The following is a 19,085-nucleotide window of genomic DNA, read 5'->3' on the forward strand; positions in this document are numbered from 1 at the left end:
ATGAAACGACTTGCTTATTTACTGCTGAGCTGCGCGGCCCTGGCCACCAGCTGCTCGAAAGACAACGATGCTACGCCCTCGGGGCCAAAAGAGTATCAGGTAGAATACAAGGTTACCTCCAATGCCCCGGTATCGGATTACCTGAGCTACACCAACGAAAGCGGTGGCAGCACGACGCTCAGCAACACGCCCCTGCCAGCAAACTACAAGTTTAAGCGCACCATGAAGCAGGGCGACAACCTGACCATTCTGGCCAGCATCGACGGCGGCACGGCGGCCTCGGAAATCACCTGCTCCATCCTGCTGGATGGCAAAGAGGTCAAGAAGGAAACCGGCCGGGGAGTCGACGCGCAGGCCGTGCCGGTGTACGTCATCGGAGAATAGTTCTTTCAGTACGTCACCCTTAAAACAAGCGGCCCAACCAGTAACTGGTTGGGCCGCTTGTTTTAGGCCAGCCGGCAGAATTTACCGACTGGCATTTAAAGCATTTTGGCTGGTTCGCTTTACTTGGCCAGCTTCTCCAAAGCAGCTTTGAATTCGGGCGTATCGTACTCGGCCATGCCGTTGTGGCGAGCCGCTACCTGCCCATCCGGGCCGAGAATTACCGTGGACGGAATGGAGTTGGAGTCGAATGGTGGGGCCAAGGGGCCAGCGGGGAAATACACCGGGAAGGTGTAGCCCTGGCGCCTGAGCATCGCCTGCGCCTTGGCTGGGTTTTCATCCAGCGAGAGCATCACGAAAGCTACTTTCTTCGGGTCCATCTTTTTGTAGAGCGCGTGAATGCCGGGCATCTCGGCCACGCAGGGCGGGCACCAGCTGGCCCACAGATTCACGAACACCACCTTGCCTCTCAGGTCGCTCAGATTCGCGGGTTTCCCGTCGAGCGTAGTCAAGGGCAGATTGTGCGGATAAGCGGCGCTGCTGGTAAGCACAACCGGCGCTTTAGCAGGAACCAAGGCAGGTACTTCGGCTTTCCAAAGGCCGGTGGCCAACAAGCCGCGCTGCACGCCGCCCAGCACGATGGGCCGCAAGGGCGTGAACAGAACGAGTGCAAAAAGAGCTGGTGGCAGCCAGGAAATGATGGATTTACGAGTCATGGGAACTGAGTTGAGCGGAGGACAAATCTTATATGAACAAAGTTTCATTTGTTCAGCAATAACATAAACCCGCTATCCGGTCAGGAGCCGGGTAGTGGATACTTCTCAGGAAGGGGAGGAGCGGCAGCAGCAGGGCAGCGCCATGGGACTGGCAGGGACGCGAAAAAACCGGCTACTGGCCTTGAATCGAGCACAGCTAGCCGGAGACAGGCCCAGCTTGCGCTACACGCTTTCCTAAGAAAAACGGATGGGCGGCGCTTTGTTAGGATGGTTGGCCAGTGCCTGCGCGGGGCCAATGCTGGGCCCACGAACAGGAGTGGGCGCGGGCTGGCAAGCCGGGAACAGCAGACCAAAGTAGAGGGCCGCGAAGTCACCGCTCAGGCTCCCATCCAGCGGCAGTAGCTTGGCCTTGGCTTGACGGACAGATTCGACCGGCGGGGTGGCCTGCACCGTTTGCAGCTTCTTCCGGCAAAGAGTACCGCCGCGTTGCTCCTGCTGGTGGCTGCCGGCCGTGGCCGTCCCGTTCGCCCGCGTAGACAGCGGCTGACAATGCAGGTAAATACCGGCATAAAGCAGCAACAGCAAATGAGACAGCAGACGGGACATAGCTAGTGGTAACGACTGCAAAGGTGCGCTCTTTTGCCGGAAAGTGAGCCTTTGGTACCTCTCTCTGCCTACTGGCAGTCCCAGTTGCCTCTAGGGCGTCACATTGAAAAAAGTACCTACCACGGCTGACAAAGCCATGGCCAGCACTCCCCAGAAGGTTACCCGGGCGGCAGCTTTCAATACACTGGAGCCGCCCACGTACGCGGCCAACCCGCCCAGGGCAGCCAGAAACAACAGGGAGGTAATGGAAACCGTCCAGCTCAGATACGCAGCCGGGGCTACCAGGATGACCAGCAGCGGCAGCGCCGCGCCCACGGTAAAAGTAGCGGCCGACGCCAGCGCGGCCTGAATGGGGTTGGCACTCATGGTTTCGGAAATACCCAGTTCCTCCCGGGCGTGGGTGCCCAGCGCGTCATGGGCCATCAGTTGCTCGGCCACCTTCGCGGCCAGGTTCGGGTCCACTCCGCGCTCCACGTAGATGGCGGTGAGTTCTTGGTGCTCCGCGGCGGCATCCGTCTTCAACTCTTCCTGCTCCCGGGCAAGGTCCGCCGCTTCCGTATCGGCCTGCGAGCTGACGGAAACGTATTCGCCCGTCGCCATCGACATGGCTCCCGCCACCAGCCCGGCCACGCCGGCCACCAGCACACTTTCCTGCGTGGCGCTGGCCGCGGCTACCCCCACCACCAGGCTGGCCGTGGAAATAATGCCGTCGTTGGCCCCGAGCACGGCGGCCCGTAGCCAACCAATCCGATGCGTGCGATGCTGCTCCAGGTGTCTCATGAGATAAGGGTAACGGCGTGAGGCCTTCTGTACGCAGGTGCACAAACGGAGGGTATTGCCAACCGCCGCCGGGGTACATGAAGCCGACTCCCAGAAAGGTAGTAGCGCTGCCGGGGCTCACGGCGAAGGGCCGGTGCCGACCGTGAGCATCGTTGGCGCGCAGAACGGTGAACAAGTCGCTAGCCGAAGTCGCCTCCTAGCGGGTGGAAGAACCCGGGCATCTGCTTATTTCCCCGGCCGCCAGCAAGTAATAACCAACTTGTACCACGCAGCGCAAGGAGCGTAAAAACCGGATAGAGAGGCCGAATGGGTACTTATCCAGAGAAGAGCACACACTGAAATGAATTATTTGGGAACCAATAGACGAAGCAAGTTTGTATACATGAACAAATGAACATACATTTGTAGCACCTTATGAAAACGACCACTGCCACCGCTCCTGCTGACCTGAACCTGACCACTGAGAAGATGGAGAAGGTGGCGTTTATCCTCAAGACCACGGCTCATCCGACGCGCATCGCCATCGTGCAGCTGCTCGCCAACCAGGAGAGCCTGTCCGTGACCGAACTCAGCGAGGAATTGAATATCGAGCAGAGCTTAGTGTCCCACCACTTGACCGGCATGAAGCTTAAAGGCATCCTGAGCAGCCACCGTGACGGCAAGAATATCTTTTACGCGCTGAAGATGCGCGAAGTAGTGGACGTGATTCAGTGCCTGGCCGGCTGCACGTTCCTGTAACGAGAGCCGGCTTTTTTTTCACCGAATACATGAACAACCTTTCATAATTACATACGTTCACCCGTTCCCGCATGTTTCACTACCTCGGTTACTTCGCGGCTATCTTCATTGGCCTTTCGCTCGGCATTATGGGCGGGGGCGGCTCCATCCTCACCGTGCCGGTGCTGGTGTACCTGATGGGCGTGAGTCCGGTGCTGAGCACGGCCTACTCGCTGTTCGTGGTGGGCTCTACCTCCGTAGTAGGCGCCTGGGGCTACTTCCGCAAGGGGCTGGTGTCGCTGAAAACGGCCGTGGTCTTTCTGCTGCCCTCACTGCTGGCCGTGTTTGCGGTGCGCAAGCTGCTGATGCCCGCCATCCCGCACAAACTGTTCACGCTGGGCAGCATCGTGTTCACCAAGGACCTGCTGGTGCTGGTATCCTTTGCCGTGCTGATGGTCGTAGCCGCTGTCTCCATGATTCGCAGCAAGCAGGCCGAGGTCGTGCTCGACGAGGAGTTGCACCGGAAGCACGCCTTCAACTATCCGCTCGTGCTGGGAATTGGCCTGGTGGTGGGCACGCTCACGGGCTTTGTGGGCGCGGGTGGCGGCTTCCTGATTATTCCGGCCCTGGTGCTGGGGGCCCGCCTGCCCATGAAGCTGGCGGTGGGCACCTCGCTGGCCATCATTGCCCTGAACTCCCTAATAGGTTTCACCGGCGACCTGAGCGCGGGCACGCCCATTGCCTGGTCGTTTCTGGCGGGCTTCCTGGCCTTCGCCCTCGGCGGCATCGTTTTGGGAACCTACCTGGCCCGCTTCATTCCGGGGGCCAAATTGAAGCCCGCTTTCGGCTGGTTCACGCTGGCGATGGGCACGTTTATTCTCACCAAAGAGCTGCTGTTTCATCATCCCTAACTACTCTCCATTCCACTTTCTCTCACCCGTTTTTTCGTCCCAACCATGAAAATCGAACAGTTTGAAGACAAAGGCCTGGCTCACTTTTCCTACGCCATCCTGAGCGAGTGCGCCCGCGAAATCGTGCTCATCGACCCGGCCCGCAACCCGCAGCCCTACTACGACTACGCGAAGGCGAATGACGCCAAAATCGTCAGCATCATCGAAACGCACCCCCACGCCGACTTTGTGAGCAGCCACCTGGAAATTGCCCAGGCCACCGGCGCCGTCATCCGCGTGAGTAAGCTGCTGGGGGCCGATTACGCCCACGAAGCCTTTGATGAAGGCCAGGAGTTCACGGTGGGCAAGCTCACGTTCCGCGCCCTGAACACCCCCGGCCACTCGCCCGACTCTATCAGCATCGTGCTCAGCCGAGAAGGCAAGGACGAAGCCGTCTTCACCGGCGACACGCTCTTTATCGGCGACGTGGGCCGCCCCGACCTGCGCGAAAGCGCCGGCAACATGACCGCCAAGCGCGAAGAGCTGGCAGGGCAGATGTACCACTCGCTGCGCGACAAGCTCATGCCCCTGGCCGGCACGGTGCTGGTATACCCCGCCCACGGCGCGGGCAGCCTCTGCGGCAAGGCCCTGAGCGGGGCCAACAGCAGCACGATTGCTGACGAGAAGTTTGGCAACCCCATGCTGCGGGAGCTGAGCGAAGCGGAATTTGTACAAGAGCTGCTGGCCGACCAGCCCTTCATCCCCAAATACTTCGGCTACGACGTGGCCCTGAATAAGGCCGGCGCGCCCGACTACGCGCCCAGTGTGCAGCGGGTGCCGCGCCTGGCCGCCGGCACGACGCTGGAAACCGGTGCGGTTGTCATCGACACCCGTCCCGAAGCCGAGTTCAAAAAGGGGCACGCGGACGGAGCCATCAACATTCAGCAGGGCGGCAAATTTGAAACCTGGCTGGGCTCCATCGTGGGACCGGAAGAGTTGTTCTACCTCATTGCGGCCGACGAGGCCACGCTCGAAGACCTGATTCAGAAAACCGCCAAAATCGGCTACGAGCCGCTGATTAAGGGCGCGCTGGTAGGAACCCCCGCTACCGAGGCCACCATGCCCATGCTGGACGTGGCGCAGTTCCGCCAGCACCCGGAGCAGTACACCATCGTGGACATCCGCAACGCCACCGAGCACCGCGACGAGCCCATTTTTGCCGGCTCCCTCAACATTCCGCTGCCCGAGCTGCGCGAGCGGGCCAGCGAGATTCCGACCGATAAGCCGGTGGTGGTGCATTGCGCGGGTGGCTACCGCTCGGCGGCCGGCAGCAGCATTGTGGCTGACGCCCTGCCCGGCACCAAAGTGCTGGACTTGAGCGAGGCCGTGAAATCCTTTCAGCCCGCTTCGGCAACCCACTAATCCCTTTGACGGGTTGGCTCCGGCAGCCGTGCCGGGGCCCCTATCCGCTCATTCTCACACTTTCCGTTTCCCTCCCACTCAAATTCCTCCGCCATGTTCGGTTTCAATAAATCCGCCGCTCCTGCTTTTCAAAACCTGACGCCCGCGCAGTTTGCCGAGGGCCTGCGCCAGCCCGGTGCGGTGCTGCTGGACGTGCGCCGGCCCGACGAATTCGCCGCCGGCCACCTGCCCGGCGCGGTCAATATTGAAGTCACCGCGCCCGACTTCGGCCAGCGCGTGGCGGCCCTGGATAAAACCAAGCCCACCTACGTGTACTGCCGCAGCGGAGCCCGCTCGGCCAATGCCGCTGGTCAGCTTACCAGCGCCGGCTTCGCGCAGGTCAGTAACCTGCTCGGCGGCGTGCTCGACTGGCCGGGACAACTCACTACTAAATAAGTACGCTTCTTCATCTCGACTTCTGTTTTCATGCTTGAACTCCTGCAACAACCCTGGCCCTGGTACGTGGCTGGCCCTTTGATTGGCCTGACGGTGCCCGCGCTGCTGCTCGTAGGCAACAAGGCCCTGGGTATCAGCTCCTCGCTGCGTCATGTCTGCGCCGCCTGCGTGCCGGCCGGCATCCCTTTTCTGACCTATAACTGGCGGGCCGAAATCTGGAACCTGGTGTTCGTGCTCGGCATTGCGCTGGGCGGCTTCATCGGCTACCGCGTGCTGGGCCACCCCGACGTTATCGGCATCTCGGCCGCCACCGTGCGCGACCTGAAAGCCGAGATGCACCTGACCGACTTCTCCGGCCTGCTGCCCCGCGAGTTGTTCGCCCTGGAAAATCTGGCCAACTGGAAAGGCTGGGTGTTCCTAGTGCTGGGCGGCTTTCTGGTGGGCTTCGGCACGCGCTACGCCGGCGGCTGCACCTCGGGCCACGCCATTTCGGGCCTATCGAACCTGCAATGGGTGTCGCTGGTGGCCGTCATCGGGTTCTTTGCCGGTGGCCTACTGATGACCTGGATTATTTACCCGATGCTGTTCTAATCCTCCTCAATTCTCGTTCATGGAAGCTTTTGCGCCAAGTGCCGTCGATTTCTGGGATGCCCGCTACGCGGAGGAGGCCTATGCTTACGGCACCGAGCCGAACACCTACTTCCGCCAGCAGTTGGATGCGCTGCCGCCCGGCCGCCTGCTGCTGCTGGCCGAAGGCGAAGGCCGCAACGCGGTGTACGCCGCCAAGCGCGGCTGGGAAGTAACGGCCGTGGATTTCAGCGACGAAGGCCGCTCCAAAGCCCTGCGCCTGGCCGTAAGTCAGCGCGTGCGACTCCAGTACCGAGTAGCTGACCTCACCGCCCTCGCGTGGCAGCAGGCCGGCTACTATGATGCAGTGGGCCTCATTTACGCCCATTTTTCCCCGGTTGACCGCCAGGCGGTTCACGCCGCCGCCGCCAGCCTGGCCCCCGGCGGACACCTTTTACTCGAAGCCTTTAGCCCCCGGCAGCTTGGTCTGCCCTCGGGCGGCCCCAAGTCCGCCGAACTGCTTTACGAGCCGGCTACGCTGGCCACCGACTTTGCCGGGCTGACGCTACTCGAAAACCACGAGTTGGGCGTGGTGCTGCACGAAGGCAGCTTCCACGCCGGCCCCGCCAACGTGGTGCGCCTGCTGGCCACCCGCCCTTCCACCCCCGAATCCACCAACTCCCTATGAAATACCTCAAATACCTAGTGCTGGGCACACTGTTCGGCATTATTCTCACCAAAAGCGAAGTTGTCAGCTGGTTTCGGATTCAGGAAATGTTCCGCTTCCAGAGCTTCCACATGTACGGCGTCATCGGCTCGGCCATTCTGGTGGGCATGATTTCCATTCAACTCATCAAGCGCAACCGCCTCAAGTCGATTGACGGGGAGGAAATCAAGATTACCGACAAGAAATTCAACCACGGCATCTGGATTGGGGGCTTCATCTTCGGCCTCGGCTGGGCGCTCACCGGGGCCTGTCCTGGCCCGCTGTTCGCGCAGCTGGGCAGTGGCATTGGCTCGGCGGCTGTCCTGATTCTGGCCGCGCTGGCCGGCACCTGGACCTACAGCGCCCTGCGCGAAAAGCTTCCCTACTAACCCTTTCCGCCACGCCCGTCATGCTTCCCCGCTGGCTCCTGCCGGGCGTTGCGCTACTCATCGGCGCACGGCCCGCTCATGCCCAATCCGCTCCACCTGATACGCTGCTGCGGCACGCTGCCCCGGCGGCTATCGCTGCGCCTCCGGCCCCGTTGGCAGCCGATTCCACCGCCCCGCTTAGCTTACCCCAGGCCCTGCACCGGGGTACCTTCAGCGGCCACATCCGCACCGTGTTCATGGCCACGCTCAACCGCAGCACTGCCCCCGACTATTACGCCCACGGCGTGGGGGCCGGCCTACGCTACGAAACCCAAGCCTGGCACGGCTTGCAGGTGGGCCTAGAAGGCTTCTTTCTGAAAAAGCTGTATGCCAGTTCGCTGGCCGCCGAGCCGGGCCGCCCGGAAAGCCGCTACGAACTGAGCCTCTTCGACCAGGAGCACCCGCACAGCCGGGAGTTGCTGCACCAGGTGGAGGAACTGTGGGTACGCTGGCAGGCCCGACCGGGCTGGCAGCTCACCTACGGCCGGCAGCAACTAGACACGCCCCTGCTCAACTCCCAGGACTCGCGGCTGAGTCCCAACTTCGTGCAGGGCCTGTGGGTAGTAGGCCACCTCAACGCGGCCACTACCCTGCAGGGCGGCTGGCTGACGCACGTCGCGCCCCGTTCCACCGACCGCTGGTACCGGCTGGACGAGGCCGTGGGCCGCTACTCAATGGGAGTAGCCCCCGACAGCAGCCGGGCCAGCTACCTGGGCCGGGTCCGCACGCACGGGCTGGCCGTGCTGGGGCTGCGGCGCACACTGGGACCGCACACCACCGTGCAGGCCTGGCAGTATTTTGCCGACCACCTGCTGGCCACCAGTTGGCTGGAAGGCACCCGGACTCTGACGCGCCCCGCCGGCACCTGGACGGTCAGCGGCCAGGTGCTCTGGCAGCACAGCCTAACCAACGACGTGGAAAGCCCGCCCAGCCACCGTTACTCGGAGCCCAGCGAACAGGCCCGCGTCCTGAGCACCCGCCTGGCGTACCAGCGGCGGGCGTGGCAGGTGGCCGCCCAGTACACCCGCGTCTCGGCCCACGGCCGCTACCTGTTTCCGCGCGAGTGGGGCCGCGAGCCGTTTTACACCACCCTGCCCCGCGAGCGGATAGAAGGAGCCGGCGACGTGCACGCGCTGGGGGCCAGCCTGGCCTGGCAACGGCCGCACGCCCCCCGGCTGGAAGCGGGCTATGGCTACTACAACCTGTCGAAGCAGGCCCGCCTCAACAAGTACAGCCTGCCCGACTTTCATCAGCTGAACCTCACGCTCACCCACGCCTTTGCCAGCACGGCCGATGGGCTGCGCCTGCGCACGCTGTACGCGGCCAAGTGGGGGGGCTGACCAAGCGAGCTACCGGCCCGCCCGAGTCGTCAACAAAGTGGACCTGCACCACCTGACCGTGGCGCTGGATTACGTATTTTAACCGTTTCTCCCCCTATGTACCTCATGTTTTCGCTCCGCTCCCTGCTGGCGTTTCTGTTCCTAGTCAGCCTTACCCGGCCGGCCGCCGCGCAAGTGCCGGCCGCCCCGGACAAGCCCGCGTTTATGGGGGCCGTGGCGAAAAAAACCGCTACCGGGCCGTATATCAGCTCGACAGCGACGACCCCAAGCTTATCAAGCAAACCCTGCGCAATATGAAAAACGCGCTGGCCGACCCGCGCCTGCAAGGCAAGTTGCAGCTGGAACTGGTGGTGTTTGGCGGGGGCGTGGACGTGTTCCGCAAAAGCCAGCCCTACGAGGCCGAGCTACGGGCCTTGCAGCAACAGGGCGTCCTGCTGGCGCAAGGCCAGAACACGATGAAGGAACGCCAGATTAGCCCGGACGAGCTGTTTGCCTTCATTGCCTACGTGCCCACCGGCAACGGGGAATTGATTATCCGTCAGCAGCAGGGCTGGGCGCTGGTGCATCCATAGCTAACCTTTTTTCACTCCTTGCATGAAAGCACCCCAACTCGGTCTGCGTGAAAACTGGCACCAGTTTGCGCTGCTGGTGCTCATCAACGCCTTCGTGGGCGGCATGGTGGGATTGGAGCGTAGCATCCTGCCCCGGCTGGCCGAGCAGGAATTCCACCTAGTGGCCCGCTCGGCTATTCTTTCCTTTATCGTTGTCTTCGGCCTCACCAAGGCCGTGGCCAACTACTACGCCGGAGCCTGGGCCAATAAGATTGGACGCAAAAACCTGCTGCTCATCGGCTGGCTGTTTGGTCTGCCCGTGCCGCTGCTACTGCTCTGGGCGCCCTCGTGGGGTTGGGTGATTGCGGCCAACGTGCTGCTGGGGCTTAACCAGGGCCTGGCGTGGTCGAGTACGGTAGTGATGAAGATTGACCTCGTAGGGCCAAAGCAGCGTGGGCTGGCCATGGGCTTGAACGAGTCGGCCGGCTACCTGGCCGTGGCGGCTACGGCCTTCGCCTCGGGCTGGCTGGCCACCGAATACGGCCTGCGGCCCTACCCGTTCTACCTCGGCATCGTGCTGGCGGTGCTGGGTTTGCTGGGCTCGCTGCTGGTACGCGACACCCGCCACCACGTCGCGCTGGAAGCCGCGCAGGCCCCGACCACCCCCACTGGTCCGCCGCTGTCGTTCTGGGACGTGAGCTGGCGGCATCCCAACCTGGGCTCCGTCACGCAGGCCGGCTTGGTCAACAACCTCAACGACGGCATGGTGTGGGGTTTGCTGCCGCTGCTGCTGGCCAGCAAGGGCTTCACGCTCACGCAGATTGGTACCGTGGCCGCTGTGTACCCGGCCGTGTGGGGCCTGGGCCAGCTGGTCACCGGCCCGCTGGCCGACAAGCTGTGCAAGAAAGACCTGCTGTTCTGGGGTATGCTGCTGCAGGGCGCGGTGCTGCTGGTCATGCTGTTCACCGATGGGTACCCGGCGTTTCTGGGGCTGGCGGCGCTGCTCGGTGCGGGCACGGCGCTGGTATATCCCACGTTTCTGGCGGCGGTGGCTGAGTATTCGCCGCTACCGCAGCGGGCGCACAGCGTGGGCATCTTCCGCTTCTGGCGCGACGCGGGCTATGCCATTGGGGCGCTGCTGACGGGTGTACTCGCCGATGCGTTTGGCTTGGGGGCGGCGCTGGCCACAATCGGCGGGCTCACGGTACTTTCCGCCCTGGTTATCTGGCGGCGCATGTATTGCCTGCCCGTTGCGAGTAGCGGAGAGTCGCCCCGGCACTGCGGAACGCACCATTATGGACACTCTGTTTCCCCGCCGCTAGTCATCAGCTAAAAAATCACAAACGCCCGATTGCTCACTGAGCGGTCGGGCGTTTGTGTTTGGGTTCATACCGGAATGAAGTATTTATGGTTGCTACCACTATGGCAAGGGCGACAGTCAGTTGCACAGCTTTTAATAGCTAAACGCTTGGCCCAGACAATAGGACTTATCAGGTGAAGTATTGCAACCCTAGCATTGCACATTCCGTTAGTAAATCAAGCTATATTTTTTAGCTTTTCATCACCCAACATCCATAATCATGGACAGAAACGACAACCCAGGGAAGGGGCCCAACAACCCGGGCAATCCCAATCCGGGCAATCCCAATCCGGGTCAGCCCAATCCTCCGGGCAACCCTACACCTCCCGGTAATCCGACTGGTCCCGGACGCCCACCCGAAAAGCCTGAGCCTGGTCCTCACAACCCGCCCAAGCCCCCCAAAGACCGCCCCGTAGGATTGAATTAACAGCCATATGCCTACTGCCCCTTGGTTTGAAGCCGAACCTGACCGGCTTGAAAGGGAGCTTCAAGCCCTGATTGCGCACGGCGTTGCTCCACTGGTGGACGCAGCGGCTCGCAGTCAGGGCATTTTGAAGGTATCCTTTACGATTGACGGTTCCAATCCTGCTTTTAACTTGGCTGGGTTAGTAGAATCGGTGCAACTGGAAGCAACCTACCCGGACAACTACCCCTACTTCCGTCCGGAAGTGTTTGCGTTGAATATCGCTCTGCCCCGTCACCAGAACCCCATTGGCAAGAACCTGTGCTTGCTCCCCGGTCGGCTGCCCATTGGGAGCCCCGTTGGAAATTGGCCACCTATCTGGTTTCGCAACTGCCCAAAGTTCTACAGAAGGGCAACATTCTAGACCCCGCCGTTCTGGCCACCGACCAGGACGAGCAGGCGGAACCGGCCAGTGAGTTTTTTGCCCATTCCCATGCGCCGGTGATTTTTGATGAAGCAGGGTTCGAGCAAACCAGTGTGCCGACTGCTCCCATTACGATTCTGGGCCGCCTGCAAATTGGCGTGCCCCGGAAGGCCGGGCTGTTAACGCGGATGGCCGCGCTGGAAACCACCGATGTGGCGGGCGTCGTTCGTAAGCTGCCAAAGGCCTTGTGGGACGTTTTCCCTACCCAGTTTTCTGGCCACTGGTCCGTCTCAATCAAGCTCCGCCTTTTGCCCACGCGGGAGAAGGGCTGAACTGGCTCCTAGAACTAGCCAAGTCACAGGGCCTCACTACTACGTTTCAAAGCAAAGCTGTCCCTTTAGCCAAAGGCGGGATGCTTCGACGGGTAATTGGGCTGCAATTTCCGGAAGAGATTGCGCCTGGTCAGATGGGTATGGGATGGCTGTTTCTCATCGAGGGAACTATCAAAGAAACGGTAATGGGTCCCCGAGGCAAGCCCGTTGAAGTAGCCCAATCTCATTGCTTTTACGGCAAAGCATCCCGAATCAGCCCCACCGACGCTTTGCTTCGGGTTCCTGCCGTCCATGCACTTCATCAGCGGACCATTGCTGTGGTTGGGCTCGGCGCATTGGGGGCACCGATGGCGCTGGAATTTGCCCGCAATCAAGTTGGGAAGCTCCGGCTGTCAGATTACGACCACGTCGAGCCCGGGCCGACCGTGCGCTGGCCTCTGGGAATAGCCACTGCCGGCCAACTCAAGGCAGAAGCAATTCATGAATTTATCTCGGCGCACTATCCGGCAACGCAGGTTCTGCCCATCTACCATAAAGTAGGGGGGCTACGCGGGGAAGGAATGCCTTCCGAGCAGGAAGTCATGGATACGCTGCTCACCGACGCCTCCTTACTGATTGATGCCTCCGCCGATAAAGGCGTTAGTCATTTCTTAGCGGAAACCGCCCGAGCGCGGGGCATTCCCTTTATTTCAGTGTATGCCACGCCGGGGGGCTGGGGCGGCATGGTCATGCGAGTAGCCCCCGGCCACACCCGGGGATGCTGGATGTGCCTGCAGTACCATATGGATACGGGCGGCACCATTCCGGTACCAATCAGCGATGAAACGGCGGGGACCGTGCAAGCGCCGGGTTGTGGCGACATGACCTTCACCGGTGCCAGCTTTGATTTGCAAAACGTGGTATTAGCAGCGGTGCGCCTCGCGGTTTCAACCTTAAGCTCGGGGGTAGCGGGCGGCTATGCTACCACTCCGTGGGATGTGGGGGTTGTGCAACTCATGGATGCAGATGGCAGCTTAGTTGCGCCTGCCTGGAGTACGTTCCCGCTCGAAGTTCATCCGCTTTGCCCTTATTGCCACTGTGAATAGCCCAGCCCTCTCCATCACAGTGTGGTTGCCCCAATCTGCCTACGTGGCAATTTTGGCCTTGGTTAAAAGTTTGGTACAAAAGATACTGTGATGGCAAGCAAGCGATCAGCCGTCTTTATTTATCTTCGAGTCTCTGAAGGAGGACGTGCGCGTTCATCCTGCGTAGCCTCGGCCCAGCTTCGGTGGCCGGGGCTATTTCTTGCCCCACTAGGTGGGCAGTGGGGTAATCAGGATCATACACCCGGTCCGTTTTCCAGAGCGCGTAGCAGAGCACAAGCAGTTTGCGCATAACGGCAATGACGCCGGGCTTGCCGCTGGGGTGGCGGGTACGTAATCGGGCATAAAAGGCGATTTGCCGCGGGTTATGGCGCAGGCTGCTGAGCGCGGGCAAATAAAGCGCCGTACGTAGGCGCGTGTTGCCGCGCTTGGAGATGCGCGTCGCGTGCGCCGAGAGGCCGCTTTGCCGCTGCACCACGTCCAAGCCGGCATAGGAGGCGAGTTGACGCTCGTTCTCGACCAGAGCAAAGCCGCTGGTTTCGGCCACCACGATGACGGCCGTCGTCAGCCCAATTCCGGGAATGCTCGTCAGCTGCTGCAGCTTGCGCGCCAGCTCCGGCTCGGCCGCCTGAAGCTCGGCCAGATCTTGATCCAGGGCCGCTACCTGCTCCTGCACCAGTTGCTGTTGGGCGGCCAGACGTGCCAGCGTGCGGCTGTCAGGTTGGTAACTGTGCTGGTAGGCGTGCACGCGGGCCTTGAGCTGCGCCCCCTGTTTGGTCAACACCTGCCGCTCGCGGGCCAGCGCCCGCAGTTGCCGCAGCGCTGGCGTAGGCGGCTGCCAGGCCGGCAACGCCCGCTCCAGCCCCAGCCGGCACAGCAAGCGCGCGTCGAGTTGATCGGTCTTGCTCTTGAGTTCGGTGCTGCGGGCAAAATGCTTGACTTTGTTGGGCAACAGCACGCTGAGTAGCTGCTGCTGATCGGCCAAAAAGTACGCCAGCTCCTCGTAGTAGACGCCGGTGGCTTCGACCACAAACCAGAGCGGAGCGGCCACCTGTTGCTGCCGGGTCACCCAGTGCAGCAGGTCAGTAAAGCCGATTGGCGTGTTCTCAAAAGTAGTTTCCTTGCCGAAATGCAGACACTGGCGGCTGTCCACTGGCCCAGGCAGGCCACAAACGAACTCTTCGCGATGTCAATGCCGACGACGTACTTGAGCGGGGTAATCTCCTGTTTTGCTAGGGGCATGGGGCGAGCGGTAAGTGGGTAAAACCATCAGCCGGCCAGGGTTTTGCCACAACTTGTCTCGTGCAAATACGGGATGCCGGCGCGCGGCGTGGGCTCCCTCCATACTGTGCAGTCTTCAGGCAAAACGGAAGCAGGGCACGCTTTCTTTTGTGCAACGTCACGGCCGCCGCCGCGCGTTTAGTTAAACGTGGTGCCCCTGCTTCCTGCTCCAGCTACCCTTTGCGGAAAGGCAGCACAATCATACGAGTTAAACGGCCGAGCTTTGGACTGGTTCTCTCGTTTTCTTTCCTGGCTAGTTCGGTTGCTGCAGCCCAGCTTCCGTACTTCCTGATTGTTAAATGGCTGCTGGTAACCTTTACGTTGCGCTGTCCTTTCTTCCCGCCTTCCCCGTCGCTTCATGGCTCCCGGTTCCCCCGCCTCAACTTCCCTGCCCTTTCCCGACAGCCTCCTGCATGACCTGCTCGACGTCTCGCTCACCGGCGTCAACGTGCTGCGCCCGGTGTACGACCCGGCCGGGGAAATCGAAGATTTTGCCATCGAGTACCTCAACCCCGCCGGCCAGCGCATGACCGGCCTCTCGGCCCAGCCCGGCGGCACGCTGCTCACCCGCTTCCCCGCCTCCATGGCCGCTGGCATCCTAGTCTACTACCGGCGCGTCTACACCGACGGGTACACCGGCCTGCACGAAATCAACTACCAGGCTGACGGCCTCGACAACTACTTCCGCCTGGCGGCCCGGCGCAGCGGCGACTGGCTCGTCGTCAGCTTCACCGACACGTCTGACCAGGACCGCAGCGCCGTCGAGCTGGCCCTGCGCGACAGCCAGGCCCGCGAGCAAGCTCTGCGCTCCGAGGCCGAGGAGCAGCGCAACGCCCTGCGCAGCTTCGTAGAGCAGGCTCCCGTGGCGGTGGCCGTGTACCGCGGGCCGCAGCACCGCGTGGAGCTGGCCAACGCCGCCACGCTGGCCATTTGGGACCGCCCGCTCCCCGACGTGCTCGGCCGGCCGGTGTTCGAGGTGCTGCCCGAGGCCGCTACCCCCGAGGTGGTGGCCCTCTTCGACCGGGTCTACGCCACCGGCACCGCCCACACGGCCCACGAGCAGCCCACCACCCTCGTCCGGCACGGGCAGCGGCAGGAAGTGTACTGGAACTTCGTGTTCCAGCCCGAATTTCTGCCGGACGGCCGCGTCATCGGCATTCGGTCCGTGGGCACCGACGTCACCGAGCAAGTGCGGGCCCGCCAGCAGCTCGAGCAACTCAACCAAGACTTGGAGACCCGCGTGCAGGCGCGCACCCAGGAAGCCTTAATCCTGCAGGCTGACCTGCTCGCCGCCGCCCGGCGGCAGGCCGACCAGCAAACCCTGCTCCACGAGGTGTTCGCGCAAACCCCGGCCCCCATTGCCTTGCTGCGCGGCCCCGGCCACCGCTTTGAGTACGTCAACGCCGCCTACCAGGCCTTTTTTTCCGCGGGGCCACTGGCGGGCCGCGAGGTGGCGGACGCCGCGCCTGAATTGGCCGCGCAAGGCTTTGGGGCGCTGCTGGACCGCGTCTACCACACCGGCGAAACCTACTTCGGGGCCGAGGCGCCCTTTGCGCCCGTGCCGGTGAACGGTGAGCCCCCCGCACGCTGTACTTCAACTTTACCTACCAAGCCTACCGCGAAAACGAGCAGATAGCGGGCGTCAGCATCTTTGCCTTCGAGGTCACCGAGCAGGTGCTCGCCCGCCGGGAGCGCGAAATCCAGCGGCAGCTGCTCACGGACGTCTTTGCGCAGGCCCCCGCCGGCATTTGGGTGGTGCGCGGCCCGGACTACGTGTTTGAGGTCATCAACCCGACCATGACGCACGTTATTAAGCGCACCGCGGGCAGTGCCTGGGGCGGCCCTACTTCGAGGTGCTGCCGGAGTTGACCAGCCAGGGCGTGCCCGAACTGCTGCGGCGGGTGTGGGAACAAGGCGAGTCCATGTTCGTCGAAGAGTTTGCCGCGCAGCTGGACCCCCAGGCGCCGGACGAGGTGGGCTACTTCACCTTTGCCTTCCAGCCCCTGCGCGACGAGCACGGGCAGGTGACGCGCATCTCCTGTGTGGCCCTGGACGTCACCACCCAGGTCCGGGCCCGCCAGCAGGTCGACGTCCTCAACCAAGCGTTGCAGTCCACCAACGCGGAGTTGAGTGACAGCAACCAGCAGCTCACCCGCACCAACGTCGACCTCGACAACTTCATTTACACGGCCTCCCACGACCTCAAGGCCCCCATCTCCAACATCGAGGGGCTACTTTACCTGCTGCAGGAGGAGCTGCCCCCGGCCGTGGCCCAGGACCCGGAAGTCGGCCCCACGCTCACGCGCATGTCCGAGTCGGTGGAGCGCTTCAAGCGCACCATCGACCACCTCACCGAAGTCTCCAAGCTGCAAAAGGAGCACGCCCCCGCCACCACCCTGGTCGACCTGGCCGCCGTCGTCGAGGACGTGCGCCTGGACCTGGCGACGCTGCTGGAGGGTGCCGGGGCCAAGCTGTTCATTGACGTGAACGCGCTGCCGCCCGTGCAGTTTTCCGAAAAAAACCTGCGCAGCATCGTCTACAACCTGCTCAGCAACGCCGTCAAGTACCATTCGCCCGACCGCCCGCCGCGCGTCGACGTGCGGGGCCACGTGCGCCCGGGCCACACCGTGCTCGAAGTGCACGACAACGGCCTCGGCATCGCGGAGAGCCAGTTACCCCGGCTGTTCACCATGTTCCAGCGCTTCCACGACCACGTCGACGGCACGGGCATCGGCCTCTACATGGTCAAGCGCATGGTCGAGAACGCGGGCGGCCGCATCGAGGTGCACTCGCAGCTCGGCGCCGGCACCACCTTTTTCGTCTACCTGCCCCACACCACTGCCGAGGCCGGCGCGCCCCCGTTCCCTGCTTACGTCCCTTCCTAAAGTTCATGGCTGCCATCTCCTGCACCCTGCTCGTCGACGACGACGACACCACCAACTTTCTCAACCAAACCCTGCTTCGGCGCATGGCCATCAGCGACGCCGTCCTGGTGGCCCAAAACGGCCAGGAAGCCCTGGACCTGCTGCAAGCCCACTGCGAGCTGCCCACTTCGCCCACCTGTCCGGCCCTGATTCTGCTCGACATGAAAATGCCGCGCATGAACGGCTTCGAGTTCCTGCAGGCCTACGCCCAACGGCCCGAACGGGAAAACCCCTCGGTGGTCATCATCATGCTCACTACCTCCCTCAACCCCAACGACGTCGAGCAGATGCAGGGCCTGCCCATCGCCGGCTACCTCACCAAGCCCCTCACCCGCGACAAAGTCAACCAGGTGCTCCAGGAGCACTTCGGCCAAGCAAGCCCCGCCAGCTAATGAGCAGCCCCCAGCCAAACAAGTAAGAGACCATCTCTAAGCATGCAGCGGTTTCCCAATTCAGGATGAATAGCGCGCTCAATGATGCGCTGCACTTCGTGATAGAAGGACTCCAGTAGTGGCCTTCATCCAGGACGCTCGTTTAACCTTTGTACCAAACTTTTAACCAAGGCCAATTTTGGAGGAGACGGTACGAAAAATACCCTTTGAAACGGGCGGCATCCTAATGGGCTATTGGGGCTCGGCGACTGAGGCCGTTATCACGGCCGTCATTGGGCCGGGGCCCAAGGCCGTGCATAAGAAGCGGTCTTTCCGCCCGGATAGCGCCTACCACGAGCAGGAAATTGCACGACTGTATGCCCAGTCCGGACGCACCGAAACGTACCTGGGCGATTGGCACACGCATCCGGGGGCAGCTGCGTACATGAGCTTTCGGGATGAGGAAACCTTGAGCGCCATAGCCAATCACAAGGAAGCTCGTTTACAGACGCCCCTGATGATGATTTTGGGCACCCGTCCTTTGGAATTGCGTGCCTGGGCACATTCTTACAAGAAGTCTCTCTTCTCTTTTAAATCGGCTTTCACCAGATGTACCGTTTTAAAGTATTAATCAGTTAAGCTGGCTAACAGAGAAAGCAACAGATTTTAGTTGAGGGAGCGTATCCCACCACAGTTCTTTTTACCTTTCAGAACAAGTTATGATAATACTTAATTATCATAACTTGTTTTAGCTTAACTTAAAGGCAAATATTACTGGTAAAAGCTTCCATCACTATGCGACTCTCACCCGCAATTTATAACACCATGTCTGACTACGAAGATGGCTACGAGGTTGGCCGCAACGCGCCCAACATTCGACAGTCCTATCAAAACGGTAAGGCTATTGGCAACGGACTAGCCGTGGTGCTGGGCCTGGGCTTTCGCTTGGTAGTCGAAACGCTGGTGCTGGCTCCATTCCTAGTGCTGGGCCTGGTGCTGACAACCAACCTGGATTTTTCTCGGGCCGGGTTTCGGGTATGCCCGGCTGCTGAGCATCGGGGCGCTGGCCTACGGCTTCTACGCGCTGCTCTATTTACTTAAAGGAGTGGCTATCGGCCTGCGCCTGCGCGGCACCCGGCACTGGCTGCTGCCGTTCACGCTTTGCCTACTGGTGGCCTGCTTCATCCCGTCGCTGCTGCTGCACCTGTTCATCGTGCACACCGTCAAGGCCGCTCACCCGGTTTTGGTATGGGTGGTGCCGGGGCTGTTCGCCCTCTACACGTATTCCCGTTACCGCTTCACGGAAGACATTGCCCCCAACCTCGTGCTCTGGGCTTACCGGCGTGGCTACCACTGGACTGTTAAGTAA

Annotated in this window: 24 protein-coding genes; 20 read left to right on the forward strand and 4 right to left on the reverse strand. The window is 61.8% G+C overall.

Annotated features, from left to right (window positions below):
* Entirely contained in the window at nucleotides 1-384 is a 384-nt protein-coding gene (locus tag LRS06_RS24250; RefSeq protein ID WP_257873761.1) for a hypothetical protein, read from the forward strand.
* Between the two features lie 119 nt (nucleotides 385-503).
* Here the strand turns inward: LRS06_RS24250 and LRS06_RS24255 are convergent, their stop codons facing one another.
* From LRS06_RS24255 to LRS06_RS24265, 3 genes are all read right to left on the reverse strand, one after another.
* Nucleotides 504-1,097 carry a TlpA disulfide reductase family protein gene (locus LRS06_RS24255; protein WP_257873762.1) on the reverse strand — a complete coding sequence of 198 codons (594 nt, stop codon included), beginning with the start codon at nucleotides 1,095-1,097 and terminating at the stop codon, nucleotides 504-506.
* Nucleotides 1,098-1,331: 234 nt separating this feature from the next.
* Nucleotides 1,332-1,703 carry a hypothetical protein gene (locus tag LRS06_RS24260; RefSeq protein ID WP_257873763.1) on the reverse strand — a complete coding sequence of 124 codons (372 nt, stop codon included), beginning with the start codon at nucleotides 1,701-1,703 and terminating at the stop codon, nucleotides 1,332-1,334.
* A gap of 90 nt (nucleotides 1,704-1,793) precedes the next feature.
* The gene (locus LRS06_RS24265; protein ID WP_257873764.1) at nucleotides 1,794-2,483 is read right to left on the reverse strand and encodes a VIT family protein; all 690 of its coding nucleotides are present in this window, start codon (nucleotides 2,481-2,483) and stop codon (nucleotides 1,794-1,796) included.
* Nucleotides 2,484-2,897: 414 nt separating this feature from the next.
* Between LRS06_RS24265 and LRS06_RS24270 the strand changes: the two genes are divergently transcribed.
* From LRS06_RS24270 to LRS06_RS24325, 12 genes are all read left to right on the forward strand, one after another.
* A complete protein-coding gene (locus tag LRS06_RS24270; RefSeq protein WP_257873765.1) occupies nucleotides 2,898-3,221 on the forward strand; it encodes a helix-turn-helix transcriptional regulator in 324 nt (107 codons plus the stop codon).
* A gap of 71 nt (nucleotides 3,222-3,292) precedes the next feature.
* Complete coding sequence (locus LRS06_RS24275; RefSeq protein WP_257873766.1) at nucleotides 3,293-4,111, forward strand: sulfite exporter TauE/SafE family protein; 819 nt, start codon at nucleotides 3,293-3,295, stop codon at nucleotides 4,109-4,111.
* Nucleotides 4,112-4,156: 45 nt separating this feature from the next.
* Nucleotides 4,157-5,512 carry a rhodanese-like domain-containing protein gene (locus tag LRS06_RS24280; protein ID WP_257873767.1) on the forward strand — a complete coding sequence of 452 codons (1,356 nt, stop codon included), beginning with the start codon at nucleotides 4,157-4,159 and terminating at the stop codon, nucleotides 5,510-5,512.
* A 93-nt stretch (nucleotides 5,513-5,605) separates the two neighbouring features.
* Nucleotides 5,606-5,947, forward strand: a complete 342-nt coding sequence (locus LRS06_RS24285) for a rhodanese-like domain-containing protein (protein ID WP_257873768.1) — start codon at nucleotides 5,606-5,608, stop codon at nucleotides 5,945-5,947.
* Nucleotides 5,948-5,977: 30 nt separating this feature from the next.
* Entirely contained in the window at nucleotides 5,978-6,538 is a 561-nt protein-coding gene (locus LRS06_RS24290) for a YeeE/YedE family protein (RefSeq protein WP_257873769.1), read from the forward strand.
* A 19-nt stretch (nucleotides 6,539-6,557) separates the two neighbouring features.
* A complete protein-coding gene (locus tag LRS06_RS24295; RefSeq protein WP_257873770.1) occupies nucleotides 6,558-7,202 on the forward strand; it encodes a bifunctional 2-polyprenyl-6-hydroxyphenol methylase/3-demethylubiquinol 3-O-methyltransferase UbiG in 645 nt (214 codons plus the stop codon).
* Nucleotides 7,199-7,609, forward strand: a complete 411-nt coding sequence (locus LRS06_RS24300) for a YeeE/YedE family protein (protein WP_257873771.1) — start codon at nucleotides 7,199-7,201, stop codon at nucleotides 7,607-7,609. The genes LRS06_RS24295 and LRS06_RS24300 overlap by 4 nt, the downstream gene beginning before the upstream one ends.
* 20 nt (nucleotides 7,610-7,629) lie before the next feature.
* Nucleotides 7,630-8,988 carry an OprD family porin gene (locus LRS06_RS24305; RefSeq protein ID WP_257873852.1) on the forward strand — a complete coding sequence of 453 codons (1,359 nt, stop codon included), beginning with the start codon at nucleotides 7,630-7,632 and terminating at the stop codon, nucleotides 8,986-8,988.
* A gap of 293 nt (nucleotides 8,989-9,281) precedes the next feature.
* A complete protein-coding gene (locus LRS06_RS24310) occupies nucleotides 9,282-9,560 on the forward strand; it encodes a DsrE family protein (protein ID WP_257873853.1) in 279 nt (92 codons plus the stop codon).
* Between the two features lie 22 nt (nucleotides 9,561-9,582).
* Complete coding sequence (locus LRS06_RS24315) at nucleotides 9,583-10,872, forward strand: MFS transporter (protein ID WP_257873854.1); 1,290 nt, start codon at nucleotides 9,583-9,585, stop codon at nucleotides 10,870-10,872.
* Nucleotides 10,873-11,668: 796 nt separating this feature from the next.
* The gene (locus LRS06_RS24320) at nucleotides 11,669-12,058 is read left to right on the forward strand and encodes a hypothetical protein (protein WP_257873855.1); all 390 of its coding nucleotides are present in this window, start codon (nucleotides 11,669-11,671) and stop codon (nucleotides 12,056-12,058) included.
* An 80-nt stretch (nucleotides 12,059-12,138) separates the two neighbouring features.
* On the forward strand, nucleotides 12,139-13,143 hold the full coding sequence (locus LRS06_RS24325) for a ThiF family adenylyltransferase (protein ID WP_257873856.1): 1,005 nt from the start codon (nucleotides 12,139-12,141) through the stop codon (nucleotides 13,141-13,143).
* Nucleotides 13,144-13,258: 115 nt separating this feature from the next.
* Here the strand turns inward: LRS06_RS24325 and LRS06_RS24330 are convergent, their stop codons facing one another.
* The gene (locus LRS06_RS24330) at nucleotides 13,259-14,293 is read right to left on the reverse strand and encodes an IS110 family transposase (RefSeq protein WP_257873857.1); all 1,035 of its coding nucleotides are present in this window, start codon (nucleotides 14,291-14,293) and stop codon (nucleotides 13,259-13,261) included.
* A 486-nt stretch (nucleotides 14,294-14,779) separates the two neighbouring features.
* On the opposite strand from LRS06_RS24330, the gene LRS06_RS24335 reads away from it, so the two are divergent.
* From LRS06_RS24335 to LRS06_RS24365, 7 genes are all read left to right on the forward strand, one after another.
* Nucleotides 14,780-16,057 carry a PAS domain-containing protein gene (locus LRS06_RS24335; RefSeq protein ID WP_257873776.1) on the forward strand — a complete coding sequence of 426 codons (1,278 nt, stop codon included), beginning with the start codon at nucleotides 14,780-14,782 and terminating at the stop codon, nucleotides 16,055-16,057.
* A gap of 38 nt (nucleotides 16,058-16,095) precedes the next feature.
* A complete protein-coding gene (locus tag LRS06_RS24340; RefSeq protein WP_257873858.1) occupies nucleotides 16,096-16,290 on the forward strand; it encodes a hypothetical protein in 195 nt (64 codons plus the stop codon).
* Nucleotides 16,291-16,301: 11 nt separating this feature from the next.
* Nucleotides 16,302-17,306, forward strand: coding sequence for a HAMP domain-containing sensor histidine kinase (locus tag LRS06_RS24345; protein WP_257873859.1), 1,005 nt, complete (start codon nucleotides 16,302-16,304; stop codon nucleotides 17,304-17,306).
* A 5-nt stretch (nucleotides 17,307-17,311) separates the two neighbouring features.
* Nucleotides 17,312-17,737 carry a response regulator gene (locus LRS06_RS24350; RefSeq protein WP_257873778.1) on the forward strand — a complete coding sequence of 142 codons (426 nt, stop codon included), beginning with the start codon at nucleotides 17,312-17,314 and terminating at the stop codon, nucleotides 17,735-17,737.
* Between the two features lie 178 nt (nucleotides 17,738-17,915).
* Nucleotides 17,916-18,347, forward strand: a complete 432-nt coding sequence (locus LRS06_RS24355) for a Mov34/MPN/PAD-1 family protein (RefSeq protein ID WP_257873779.1) — start codon at nucleotides 17,916-17,918, stop codon at nucleotides 18,345-18,347.
* A 194-nt stretch (nucleotides 18,348-18,541) separates the two neighbouring features.
* Nucleotides 18,542-18,817, forward strand: a complete 276-nt coding sequence (locus LRS06_RS24360) for a hypothetical protein (protein ID WP_257873860.1) — start codon at nucleotides 18,542-18,544, stop codon at nucleotides 18,815-18,817.
* Nucleotides 18,818-18,821: 4 nt separating this feature from the next.
* A complete protein-coding gene (locus LRS06_RS24365; RefSeq protein WP_257873861.1) occupies nucleotides 18,822-19,085 on the forward strand; it encodes a hypothetical protein in 264 nt (87 codons plus the stop codon).

The organism is Hymenobacter sp. J193 (genome assembly GCF_024700075.1).
Lineage (GTDB): Bacteria > Bacteroidota > Bacteroidia > Cytophagales > Hymenobacteraceae > Hymenobacter.

Coding starts and splice junctions, on each gene's coding strand:
- LRS06_RS24300 (WP_257873771.1), top strand. CDS start 7,199: ATGAAATACCTCAAATACCTAGTGCTGGGCACACTGTTCGGCATTATT.
- LRS06_RS24295 (WP_257873770.1), top strand. CDS start 6,558: ATGGAAGCTTTTGCGCCAAGTGCCGTCGATTTCTGGGATGCCCGCTAC.
- LRS06_RS24360 (WP_257873860.1), top strand. CDS start 18,542: ATGTCTGACTACGAAGATGGCTACGAGGTTGGCCGCAACGCGCCCAAC.
- LRS06_RS24315 (WP_257873854.1), top strand. CDS start 9,583: ATGAAAGCACCCCAACTCGGTCTGCGTGAAAACTGGCACCAGTTTGCG.
- LRS06_RS24270 (WP_257873765.1), top strand. CDS start 2,898: ATGAAAACGACCACTGCCACCGCTCCTGCTGACCTGAACCTGACCACT.
- LRS06_RS24255 (WP_257873762.1), bottom strand. CDS start 1,097: ATGACTCGTAAATCCATCATTTCCTGGCTGCCACCAGCTCTTTTTGCA.
- LRS06_RS24335 (WP_257873776.1), top strand. CDS start 14,780: ATGGCTCCCGGTTCCCCCGCCTCAACTTCCCTGCCCTTTCCCGACAGC.
- LRS06_RS24310 (WP_257873853.1), top strand. CDS start 9,282: ATGAAAAACGCGCTGGCCGACCCGCGCCTGCAAGGCAAGTTGCAGCTG.
- LRS06_RS24280 (WP_257873767.1), top strand. CDS start 4,157: ATGAAAATCGAACAGTTTGAAGACAAAGGCCTGGCTCACTTTTCCTAC.
- LRS06_RS24250 (WP_257873761.1), top strand. CDS start 1: ATGAAACGACTTGCTTATTTACTGCTGAGCTGCGCGGCCCTGGCCACC.
- LRS06_RS24285 (WP_257873768.1), top strand. CDS start 5,606: ATGTTCGGTTTCAATAAATCCGCCGCTCCTGCTTTTCAAAACCTGACG.
- LRS06_RS24325 (WP_257873856.1), top strand. CDS start 12,139: ATGCTTCGACGGGTAATTGGGCTGCAATTTCCGGAAGAGATTGCGCCT.
- LRS06_RS24275 (WP_257873766.1), top strand. CDS start 3,293: ATGTTTCACTACCTCGGTTACTTCGCGGCTATCTTCATTGGCCTTTCG.
- LRS06_RS24260 (WP_257873763.1), bottom strand. CDS start 1,703: ATGTCCCGTCTGCTGTCTCATTTGCTGTTGCTGCTTTATGCCGGTATT.
- LRS06_RS24265 (WP_257873764.1), bottom strand. CDS start 2,483: ATGAGACACCTGGAGCAGCATCGCACGCATCGGATTGGTTGGCTACGG.
- LRS06_RS24305 (WP_257873852.1), top strand. CDS start 7,630: ATGCTTCCCCGCTGGCTCCTGCCGGGCGTTGCGCTACTCATCGGCGCA.
- LRS06_RS24290 (WP_257873769.1), top strand. CDS start 5,978: ATGCTTGAACTCCTGCAACAACCCTGGCCCTGGTACGTGGCTGGCCCT.
- LRS06_RS24350 (WP_257873778.1), top strand. CDS start 17,312: ATGGCTGCCATCTCCTGCACCCTGCTCGTCGACGACGACGACACCACC.